This is a genomic window from Pantoea sp. S61 (genome assembly GCF_016625145.1).
GTDB classification, from domain to species: Bacteria; Pseudomonadota; Gammaproteobacteria; order Enterobacterales; family Enterobacteriaceae; genus Pantoea; species Pantoea rwandensis_B.
Window position 1 is genome coordinate 172853 of the sequence record NZ_JACVUO010000013.1, and the last position, 10807, is coordinate 183659.

Annotated in this window: 8 protein-coding genes; 1 reads left to right on the top strand and 7 read right to left on the bottom strand. The window is 54.6% G+C overall.

The genetic code is table 11. From position 1 onward, the window contains the following. From IAE30_RS21690 to ssuD, 7 genes are all read right to left on the bottom strand, one after another. Positions 1 to 1434: an MFS transporter gene (locus tag IAE30_RS21690; protein WP_045833606.1), complete on the bottom strand. Its 1434-nt coding sequence runs from the start codon at positions 1432 to 1434 to the stop codon at positions 1 to 3. A 177-nt stretch (positions 1435 to 1611) separates the two neighbouring features. Further along, positions 1612 to 2487: a MetQ/NlpA family ABC transporter substrate-binding protein gene (locus IAE30_RS21695; RefSeq protein WP_200680993.1), complete on the bottom strand. Its 876-nt coding sequence runs from the start codon at positions 2485 to 2487 to the stop codon at positions 1612 to 1614. After that, the gene (locus tag IAE30_RS21700; RefSeq protein WP_045815490.1) at positions 2484 to 3182 is read right to left on the bottom strand and encodes a methionine ABC transporter permease; all 699 of its coding nucleotides are present in this window, start codon (positions 3180 to 3182) and stop codon (positions 2484 to 2486) included. Before IAE30_RS21700 ends, IAE30_RS21695 begins: the two co-directional genes overlap by 4 nt. Then, positions 3179 to 4198 (bottom strand): methionine ABC transporter ATP-binding protein, encoded by a 1020-nt coding sequence (locus IAE30_RS21705; RefSeq protein WP_200680994.1) that lies wholly within the window; start codon positions 4196 to 4198, stop codon positions 3179 to 3181. The genes IAE30_RS21700 and IAE30_RS21705 overlap by 4 nt, the downstream gene beginning before the upstream one ends. Beyond that, positions 4195 to 5589: an LLM class flavin-dependent oxidoreductase gene (locus IAE30_RS21710; protein ID WP_200536946.1), complete on the bottom strand. Its 1395-nt coding sequence runs from the start codon at positions 5587 to 5589 to the stop codon at positions 4195 to 4197. Before IAE30_RS21710 ends, IAE30_RS21705 begins: the two co-directional genes overlap by 4 nt. Before the next feature lie 75 nt (positions 5590 to 5664). Then, a complete protein-coding gene (locus tag IAE30_RS21715) occupies positions 5665 to 7071 on the bottom strand; it encodes an FAD/NAD(P)-binding protein (RefSeq protein WP_200536947.1) in 1407 nt (468 codons plus the stop codon). A 14-nt stretch (positions 7072 to 7085) separates the two neighbouring features. Continuing rightward, positions 7086 to 8258, bottom strand: coding sequence for an FMNH2-dependent alkanesulfonate monooxygenase (gene ssuD / locus IAE30_RS21720; RefSeq protein WP_200680995.1), 1173 nt, complete (start codon positions 8256 to 8258; stop codon positions 7086 to 7088). A 276-nt stretch (positions 8259 to 8534) separates the two neighbouring features. On the opposite strand from ssuD, the gene IAE30_RS21725 reads away from it, so the two are divergent. Further along, positions 8535 to 10466 (top strand): aliphatic sulfonate ABC transporter substrate-binding protein, encoded by a 1932-nt coding sequence (locus IAE30_RS21725; RefSeq protein ID WP_370585629.1) that lies wholly within the window; start codon positions 8535 to 8537, stop codon positions 10464 to 10466. Positions 10467 to 10807 lie beyond the last annotated feature (341 nt).

Sequence of the window (10807 nt, forward strand, 5' to 3'; positions counted from 1 at the left end):
TCACTCCTGATGAGAAAGATCGTCAATGTCGTGGCGCGTCGGTTCGTGGCGAACCGCGAGCAGGAAAAAGATCGGGATGATGGCGGCAAGCGACACCACCCAGAACATGTTGGTGCCCAGCGCCGCCTGCAGAATCGGCAGAATAAACAGCGCCAGTGCGCTGCCAATTCCTGACAGCGCACGACTGAAGCCCACGCCAGTCGCGCGAATGGACGTCGGATAAGAGAGCGCCGGATAGACCATCAGTTGCGCGCCCGGGCCAAAGCCTTCAGCAAACAACCACAAGCCCAGCATCAGCACCGCAAACACAATCCCCGCAATCGCTTCAGGGTGCCCAATCAATGCCAATGCAATCAGTGCGAAGAACTGCAGTGCAAATCCGGCGATCGCCACATGGCGAGACGGATATTTCCAGGCCAGACGCATGCCCAGCAAACCGCCAGTGAAGGCAAACAGCGCGTTCAGGCCGAGCGATGCGGAGATAGTTTCAAACACGCCCGCACCAAGAAACTGTGCAAGAATCGAAGGCAGGAAGAAGGCGATCGCGGTGTACTCAAACGAAATGCAGATGTTCATCACGCCTGCCACGATGGTGCGTTCACGCCAGGGTTTCTGGAACAGCACGCGGAAACTGACTTTAGGTGCCGCTTCTGCTGGTGGCGCTTCGGGTTCCGCTTCATGCGCATGAATACCGTAAGAGTCACGCAAAATGCGCACCGCAGACTTAAGATCGCCCTGATTGGCTGCCCACAACGGTGATTCGTTCATAAATTTGCTGCGTACTGCGATGATCAATAATGCAGGAACAGCACCGAAGAGCAGTGATGCACGCCATAACCAGTCAAGATGCTCTTTCGGTAACAAGAAGTAGAGCGCGAAGATCAGCAGGAAACACACCGTTGATGCGGCGTACCACATCGGGCACCATGCGGCGAGTCGCGCGGCTTTGTTGCCCTTGCCAGCGAATTTAGAGAATTCCGCCAGGTAGGACATCGCCACGGGTAAATCGATACCCACGCCAATCCCCATCAGGAAACGTGCGCCAATCAGTACCCAGACATTGGGCGCTAATCCCGCTGCGATGGCGGAGACCACGAAGAACAGCATATCGGCCATAAACACCGAGTAACGGCCATATTTATCGGTGAGCCAGCCACCAATCAGGTTCCCGACAATGGTGCCGACCATGATTGAGGACGTCACCAATCCGGTAAGAAGAGGAGAAAGCTGGAATTCGCGTACCACATCGTCAATCCCATAAGAGAGCGTGGTGAGATCGTAGGCATCGAGGAAGACGCCGCCGAGCGCGAGGAACACAATCATGCGCGCATAATTGTTTTTGTCACTGCGGGTGTTGATCAGCCTTGCCACATCGCTGACCGAACGAACCGGCTCAGACGCCGGTAAGGTGTTTTCGAAAGAAACGGAACTCATAATGCCTCACGTTGTTTTTTAGTTGTGCAGGTGAGGTTGTTATAAGCGCTTACCTATCAGGTCCAAAGCAACAAATAGTGATATTTAATTGTTATAAATCAATAATATAAATCAAAATACAAACACAAAAACCCGGACGCGCATCGCGTGTCCGGGTAAGGCTATTTAACGTCAGGATTAATCAGCAGAGACCGGCACTAATACGCCTTTTACTAAGGGATCATCGGTGGTTTTCAGCCACTGCTGGACGCGAGGATCGGAAAACGCCTGCTTGAGTTTCACGATGTTTTCCTGCTCCAGGTACGGCGTCCCAATCACCAACTGCGAAGCAAAAGTACGCGGCGCCGGTGGGAACAGAATGCCTTTATCACGCGGCACTTTTCCGGCGTCAAACTGAGAAACATAGCCAATCGCCGCGTCCACCGAATTCAATGCGCGTGGCATGGTCAGCAAATCGAGTTCTTTGAAGACGAAGCCATGCGGATTACCGACAATGTTTTTTAACTTGGCGGTACGCGGTTCAACGTTAGGATCGAGTGTGATCAAACCCTGACGTGCCAGCAGCCATAAGGCCTGGCCCTGGTTTGCGCCATCATCCGGCACCACAATGGTGGCGCCCTGCGGCAGGTCAGCGATTGATTGATAACGATCCGAGTAGACACCAAACGCCCACTGGAACAGCGGCAGCGCCGAAGTGAGTTTGAAGCCATTGGCATCCACTACCTGTTTCAACCACCACTGGTGCTGATAGACGGTTGCTGCATATTGCCCTTGTGCCACGGCGCGGTCCGCCTGCACCGGATCCTGCACGCCCACCGCTTCCAGCTTCAGGCCATAATCCGGCGCAATGTGCTCGCCAACATACTCAATCAACTTCTGTTCTCCCGCCATTGCCGGTTCAAAGTGGATTTGTAGCGTGGTGCCAAACACCACCGCTTGCGGTTGCTGACTGCGCCAGAACCAGGCGGCAGCGGCCAATACAATGACCACTATAATCAGAAGCAGCCACGGCCAGCGGCGCGTCTTACGTAACTCAAATTCTTGTGTTGTCATCGTGATATCCCCTGAGGATGGCGTAAAACAGCGACTAAACGGTCGCCGATAAATTGAATGGTTTGTATCAAAGCGATCAGCACCACGATGGTGGCGATCATGATGTGGTTGTCGAAGCGCTGATAGCCGTACACCACGGCTAAATAACCGATACCGCCCGCGCCGATGGTGCCAGCGATGGCGGAGTACTCAATCATGGAAATCAGGTTGAGGGTGATGGCGGCAACAACAGCAGGTAAGGCCTCACTCAGCTGCGCCGAACGGATGATTTGCCAGCGCGAACCCCCGCACACCAAACCCACCGACGTCACTTCGCCTGGCAGTTCACGGAGCGCGTTATCCACCAGGCGGCCAAAGAATGGAATGCCAGCCGCAATCATCGGGACGACGGCAGCAGGGATGCCGATGGTGGTGCCGGTAAGCCAGAAGGTGAACGGGATAATCGCGGCCATTAGCACCAGAAATGGCAACGAGCGCCCCATATTCACTATCCAGCTCAGCACCCGATGAATGCCGCGATGAGGAAATAACCCCTGCACTGAGGTGTTGAATAGCACCACGCCAACGATACCGCCGAACGTCACCACGAACAGCATCACAATGCCGACCATCAGTGCCGTTTCGGCCATGGCGGGCAACATCAACGCCGGGATCTCCAGCCAGGGCGTATCCTGACTTATCACGGAAATGCTCATACCGCCTCCCGCAACTGATGAACGCTGCCCGAGACGCTGGCGACTAATCCAAACTGTTCGAGTTGCGCCAGTAATCGCGCCAGTGGCACGCGTTCTTGCTGGAAGTGGATGCCTACCAGCAAGCGTCCGGCCTGAATGCCGTTCACCTGCTCAACGTGCGCGCCGAGCAGATCGATACGCAGATTGAATTGCACACTCAGGCGCGAGATCCAGTCGCTGATGACCGGGACATCTGTGCGATAACTCAGTTGCAGGATTAATTCCGCCACGCCAGGTTGTGCCACCAGTGGAAATAAGCGTTGGGCCAGGGAGGAATCGGGCTGTGCGAGTAACTGCTTCACCACGCCATACTGCACAATCTGCCCATCGCGAATTTCGGCAACCGCATCTGCCGCCTGACGCACGGCATCCATCTCGTGGGTGATCAGCACAATCGCCAGTTTGTAGTCGTCACGCAGTTTCTTCAGCAAGTCCAGCACAGCAACCGTGGCTTCAGGATCCAGTCCTGACGTCGCCTCGTCGGCCAGCAGCACGGAAGGGCGAAGCGCCAGCGCACGAGCGATGCCAATACGCTGACGCTGGCCCCCCGATAGCTGATCGGGAAACGCTTTGGCTTTATGGCTCAGACCTACACTCTCCAGCAACTCACCCACGCGTGCGGAAATCTCCCGCTCGACCACGCCGAGATAACGCAATGGCAGCGCGATGTTTTCCCAGGCGCTTTTACGCTGCAGTAGGGCAGAAGATTGAAAAACAGTGCCAATCGAACGGCGCGCGCGTCGCAGTGCTTCGCCATTCAGCCGCGAGAGATCGCTGCCATTGACGCGAATGCTGCCCGTGCTGGGCTGCTCCAGTAAACTGATGCACTTTGCCAGTGTGGATTTTCCCGCGCCGCTGGGCCCAACGACAGCGGTGATGTTGGCCTGTGGTACCTGCAAGTTGATGGCTTTCAGCACCTCGGTGACGCGCCCATCCGCGGTGCGGTAATGCTTACTCAACTGGTCAATTTCAATCATATGACCTCCGGCAGTACCGAATGCTTCACTCGATAGCCCACGCCGGGATGCGGTGCGGTTAACTGTGGTCCGGCGTTAAACAGCTTCTCGCGCAGCGTACCTTCCGCATACGACTTCTTGTAAACGCCGCGCTTTTGTAGCTCAGGAATCAGCAGTTCAACCACATCTTCAAAGGTTTCATGCGTCAACGCGTAGGCGAGGTTGAAGCCATCAACGTCGGTGTCTTCCACCCAACTTTGCAATTCGTCGGCGACGGTTTCTGCACTGCCGACGATCAACGGGCCAAAACCGCCAATGCCAACCCAATCCGCCAGCGCTTTTACCGTCCATTGGCGATCAGGGTCGGCTGTGGAGAACGTTTCGACTGCCGATTGGATGGCATTGGTGTGAAGGTACTTAAGCACCTGGTCCGGTTGATATTGACCGAAGTCGATACCGGTCCAGCCGGATACCAGTGCCAGCGCACCTTCATAGCTGACATAGTTTTGATATTCCTTCCACTTCGCCTGCGCGGCAGCATCGGTCTCCCCGACGATCACTGTTTGCAGATTAAAAATCAGGATGCGGCGAGGATCGCGGCCTGCTTCTTCTGCACGGCGACGAATGTCCGCCACGGTTTTCTTCAGCAAAACTTTCGACGGCGCTGCAACAAACACGCACTCCGCATGCTCAGCGGCAAACTGTTTGCCACGGCTCGATGCCCCCGCCTGGTACAACACGGGCGTGCGCTGCGGCGACGGCTCACACAGGTGAATGCCCGGCACATTGAAGAAGGTGCCCTGATGATTGATCGGATGGATTTTGCGGGGATCGCTGAAGATGCGTCGTTCACGATCGCGTAATACCGCATCCTGTTCCCAGCTGCCTTCCAGAAGCTTGTAGACCACCTGCAAATATTCATCGGCGTAGTCATAGCGACTGTCGTGATCGCTCTGCGCCTGATGGCCAATATTGCGCGCCCCACTCTCCAGGTAAGAGGTCACAATATTCCAGCCGATACGCCCTTTGGTCAGGTGATCGAGCGTCGATAAACGGCGCGCAAATGGATAAGGATGTTCAAACGACAGCGATGCAGTGAGGCCAAAGCCGAGATGCTCGGTCACCAGCGCCATCGGCGTAATCAAGGCCAGCGGGTCGTTAACTGGCACTTGCGTTGCCTGACGAATCGCGGCATCGCCGTTCCCGTTTAGCACATCGTAAATGCCCAACACATCGGCGATAAACAAACCGTCGAATTTGCCTCGCTCCAGTAATCGCGCCAAATCGACCCAGTACTCCAGATCCTTGTATTGCCAGGAGCGGTCGCGCGGGTGCGCCCACAGGCCCGGTGATTGATGTCCGACACAGTTCATATCAAAAGCATTCAGGCGAATTTCACGTTGCGATGGCATAGCAATCTCCATAGCGAGGCCGTGATCGTGCGACGACCCGGCGTTCGTTAGTGTGTTTTTAGGATGTTTGAGAGATTAAGAAGCGTAAGGGGGACATCGCTCATCTTGAGCGATGTGAAGATCTTCGAGAATTTGCTGAGCAACGGCAGCGGCGTGATCGGCAACCTGCGGCAGGCCCATCAACTCGCCGAAACGCGCGCGGGCGGCGGGGCCGACCACGAACAGGCGGGCATTGGGCAGGCCTTGTTGATTCAGTGCGTGTGACTGCGTATCAACGTCGAGGCCAAAGCCAAGCTGATCACCGCGAATCAGGCCTTGGTCACTCAGCGAACGGAGCAGCGGCTGGCTTTGTGTCAGCGCATCATGCCCCGGTCCCGTGGTGACGATCAGATGATCGAGCAAGCGCGTTTCAATTTCACCGTTGCGCGTGTGCAGAGTGATTGCCAGCTGGTTGCCCTGCGCCGTAATGGCCTGCAGTCTGGCTGCCAGCACCTGCAAACTCCCCTGCTGCTGTCGTCTGATGATTTCCGCTGACACCTGCGGCGCGATACGATAACGATGTACATCCCACCACGAGCGCAGATGGCGCACAAAGCGCTTTTGCTCGTGCAGCGGTAAGGTTTGCCAGATGGTCTGGCCCTGTGCGCGTACGTCATCCAGCACGCGCTGCCAGGGTAATTGCTGCTGTGCGGCACGGGTGACCTCATCCCTGATGTGATGCAGCCACAGACGCACGCCAGGGACGTTCTGAGGCGCTAACGTCCATTCAGGCCACTCACCCTGCAGATTAGCGCGTGAGAGCTGCCCACGGCGCGAGAAGGCGGTTAATGGGCCTTGATGGTGCCGAGTGCCTAATGAGGCAACCACATCTGCCATACTCAGGCCCGTTCCGATAATGGCCACGGCAGCGTCGGGGTGTATCGCATCCAGCACGCCAGCTTGCCACGGATTGGCAATCAGCGCTGGGTGATGAGCAAAGGGTTGCAGCGAGCAAGGCAATGAAGGCGGCGGGTGGCTGATCGCTAATGCCAGTAGATCGCCTTGTAACATCTCGCCATTGCTGAGTAACAGCTGTTGCCCTTCCCAGGCCACGGCACTGGCCTGAATGTGCCGAAGTTCGATCTGTGGATACCGTTTTGCGGCGAGAGCAAACTGTTCGGCCAGATAGCGACCAAACATCGCGCGCTGCGGATAGACTGAGCCGTCATCACAATGGGCTACTGAATCCAGTGAACACTCAGGCTGCTGACGATACCAGCGATCAAAGGCGCCCTGCTCATCGCCGCTGAGTTGCATGCGTGAAGCTGGGACGTTGATGCGATGCGCCGGTTCCTGCGTGGAGTAGGCAACACCACTGCCGAGCTGCTCACGCGGTTCGACCACTGTAATCAGTAATGGAGAGGACGATTGGCGCGCGAGATGAATCGCCAGCGCGGTTCCGCTGAACCCGCCACCTGTGATGATGATGTGAGATCGTGCCATCGTCTTCTCCTGCATTAGCTGGCGCTCGTCTGTTTTGAAGGACGCTTATCGCCTCCAATGGTTTCGCCAAACGGACCAGTGTTAATGGTGCGCGCGCGCTGCTGCTGACCATTTGCGAGCGGTAGTAACGGCAGCAATAATTCTGCCACACGGTGCGCCTCTTCCAGATGCGGATATCCCGACAGGATGAAGTTGGTCACACCCAGCGCCTGATATTCCCGTATGCGTTCTGCAACTTGTTCAGGACTGCCCACCAGGGCCGTTCCTGCTCCGCCACGTACCAGACCGACGCCTGCCCATAAGTTTGGCGCGATATAGAGATTATCGCGCGACCCTCTGTGCAGCGCGCTCATCCGCGCCTGACCTGCCGAATCCATACGCGCAAAAATCTTCTGCGCCTGCGCGATGGTGTCTTCATCCAAATGGCCGATCAATTTCTCTGCTGCCGCTTTCGCTTCCTGTTCCGTTTCACGCACGATGACATGCAGACGGATGCCGTATTCCAGTTTGCGCCCGCGTGCTTTTGCACGTTCACGGACGACTGCCAGCTTTTCTGCGACCTGCTCAGGGGGCTCACCCCAGGTCAGATAGGTATCGATTTGCTCAGCAGCGACATCAATTGCGGCCTCCGACGAGCCGCCAAAATAGAGTGGTGGGCCATTTTCCTGCACCGGCGGGAACAACACCTCCGCGCCTTCAACGTGAATATGCTGCCCTTCATAGTCAACCTTCTCTCCGCGCATTAAACGGCTATACACGTCGAGAAACTCTTTGGTGACTTCATAGCGTTCACTGTGATTGAGAAAGATGCCGTCGCCTCTATTTTCAACCGGGTCACCGCCGGTCACCACGTTAATCAGCAAACGTCCTTCAGAGAGGCGATCTAAGGTGGTAGCCATGCGCGCCGCTAATGTCGGCGGCTGTAAACCTGGACGCACGGCAACCAGGTAACGCAGTCTTTTGGTGATGGGTGCCAGTGCAGAAGCAACCAGCCATGAATCTTCGCAACTTTTTCCGGTGGGAATCAGCACACCGTAGTAACCGAGATTGTCGGCCGCCAATGCCACTTGCTGTAGGTACGCTAAATCGACCGGGCGCCCACCTTCCGTGGTGCCGAGATAGCGACCGTCACCGTGCGTCGGGAGAAACCAGAAGACATTGATGTTCTTATTTGCGGATTCGGCCATTATGCTTTTCCTATATAACTTTATTTAAAAATGGTCATTTCGGGCTGCTTTTTTAGTTATATAGCTGTTAGCGAAAAACGTGCCAGCTTTCCCGCTCTTGATAATCACGGTTTTTCAGCAGGTTAGATATTTAGCGTCATTTCAGCTTGTTGCATCGGCAACTTGCTGCCTACAGCTATTGCTGCATATGCAACTGCTTATGCTTTTTTCCTGCTATTCACAGTGAATAGCAACGTTTAGCGTATACTGATTCTCCCCCGCGGAAATCAATCAATGCTGACCAACTATAGCAATTACGCTGACTCACCACGTCTAGTCGATCCAGCTTCACTTGCGTTTCAATCACTGCTCGACAAATTCGCCCCTACGGATGCCACTGTACTGATTGTCGGCGAAACCGGGACGGGAAAAGAGGTGGTCGCACGTTATCTCCATCATCATAGCCAACGCCGCCATGGCCCCTTTCTCGCCGTTAACTGCGGTGCTTTAACCGAAAGTCTTGCGGAAGCAGAGCTTTTTGGTCATGAGAAAGGGGCATTTACCGGCGCGACCCAGGCGCATCCCGGCTGGTTTGAATCTGCTCAGGGCGGCACCCTGCTGCTGGATGAGATTGGAGAGCTGAGTCTGTCGCTACAGGTTAAGTTGCTACGCGTGTTACAGGAGCGCGAGATTACGCGCGTGGGCTCGCGCAAGCCGATCAAAGTGGATGTGCGTGTCATTGCTGCCACCCACGTAGATTTGGCACAGGCGATACGCGAACGTCAATTCAGGGAAGACCTTTACTATCGTCTGAACATTGCCGTCGTGCCGCTGCCTCCGTTGCGGCATCGTCGGGATGATATCCCGCTCCTGGCGCAGCATTTCCTTTCGCTGTATGCACGTCGTTTAGGTCGACCGGTGCGTCGTTTGTCACCGGATGCTTTGGAAGTGCTGCTGGAGTACAGCTGGCCGGGCAATATTCGCGAACTGGAAAATACGCTTCACAACGCAGTGCTTCTGAGTCGGGAGGAGACGCTAACGCCAACCCATTTGCGGCTGACGAGATACAGTGAACAGGGTTTTAGCAGCGCGGAAGAATCAACGCTTGATAACTTCCTGCGTCAACAACTCTCCACTAAGCCCAATCAGCTGTTTGATCGCGTCATCGCCAGCCTGATTACTCACGCGCTGGAATTCACCGAACACAATCAGACACAGGCCGCTGCGCTACTTGGCATCAGCCGCCACACACTGCGTACCCATCTTGCTCATCAGGGAATGATAAAAGGACGTCGTAAGACGACAAGTCACGTTGCAACTGCCTCTGTTAATGAGCCTAATCAGGAGCGTGAGTTACGTATCGGCTATCAGAAATTCGGGAATCTTGGGGTATTAAAGGCGCGTCAAAGTCTTGAGCAGTGCTTCGCAAAGAAGGGGGTTAGCGTGTTGTGGAGTGAATTTCCTGCCGGGCCTCAACTGCTTTATGCCTTACAAAATAGCGAGATCGATTTCGGTACAACCGGCGAGGTGCCGCCTATTTTCGCCCAGGCGAATGGCAATGCCGTGACCTACATAGCCTGGGAACCTCCTGCGCCCAACAGCGTGGGGATTATTGTCCCGAACAATAGCGATATTCGGAGTATTGCTGATTTACGTGGGAAACGTATTTCGGTCAATAAAGGTTCTAATGTTCACTGGTTATTGCTGCAGCTGTTGGAAGAAGCAGGTATCGCCCTTGATGAACTCAAAGTGGTATATGCGCCGCCAAAATATCCTTTGACGGCAAGTGACTATCTGGCGGTCGATGCGTGGATGATGTGGGATCCCTTACTCAGTGCGGCAGAGAGCAATCCTGAATTGCGCGTGCTGGCCAACGGTGAAGGGCGCGTGCGCAACCACCAATTTTATCTGGCACGTCGCGATTATGTGGAAAAACATCATGACGTGGCCCAGCAGCTGGTGGTGAGTTTACAGCAGACCGGCATTTTTATTGATAATCATCGGCAGGAAGCTGCTGGTCTGCTTGCGCAGGAATTGGGTCTTGACCTTTTGGCTGTTGAAAGAGCTTTAACACGACGCAGTCATAAAACCCGTTCAATGGCATTCGAAGTGATTAAAGAGCAACAAATCATCGCCGATCGTTTCTATGCATTAGGTCTGATAAACAAGCCTGTTCGGGTTCGGGAAGCGGTTTGGCAGTCGCCCAGCGGTTTGTCACTTACAGCCTAACGACTCGAATAAAGTTATCCACCTTTTCTGTGGATAAATCATTGAATATCATCTGGCTAAACCGGGTTAGTTACATCGATGCAGCGCTGAAATCTGCTGAAATGCTGGCGATTTCAGCCTGAAATTAATTTTAAAAACACTTTTAATTCAATTCATTAGCCGTGAAATCCTGATGGCGAATGAAGAAAATTTCAGGGCATCCGCAATCTTATTTCCTCCCCTGGTTAGCCTTTGTTGATTTCCTATCCAGCTGGTTATTTTGACTTCACCTTAGATTCACTAAACTCTACAGCGCAAGAATTTTACGCATATATACGGTGAAAAAGTTGGCGATTTCAGCC

Excerpts from the sequence above, each read along its gene's own strand:
- IAE30_RS21715 (WP_200536947.1), bottom strand. The coding sequence starts at position 7,071 with ATGGCACGATCTCACATCATCATCACAGGTGGCGGGTTCAGCGGAACC.
- IAE30_RS21700 (WP_045815490.1), bottom strand. The coding sequence starts at position 3,182 with ATGAGCATTTCCGTGATAAGTCAGGATACGCCCTGGCTGGAGATCCCG.
- IAE30_RS21690 (WP_045833606.1), bottom strand. The coding sequence starts at position 1,434 with ATGAGTTCCGTTTCTTTCGAAAACACCTTACCGGCGTCTGAGCCGGTT.
- IAE30_RS21705 (WP_200680994.1), bottom strand. The coding sequence starts at position 4,198 with ATGATTGAAATTGACCAGTTGAGTAAGCATTACCGCACCGCGGATGGG.
- IAE30_RS21695 (WP_200680993.1), bottom strand. The coding sequence starts at position 2,487 with ATGACAACACAAGAATTTGAGTTACGTAAGACGCGCCGCTGGCCGTGG.
- ssuD (WP_200680995.1), bottom strand. The coding sequence starts at position 8,258 with ATGGCCGAATCCGCAAATAAGAACATCAATGTCTTCTGGTTTCTCCCG.
- IAE30_RS21710 (WP_200536946.1), bottom strand. The coding sequence starts at position 5,589 with ATGCCATCGCAACGTGAAATTCGCCTGAATGCTTTTGATATGAACTGT.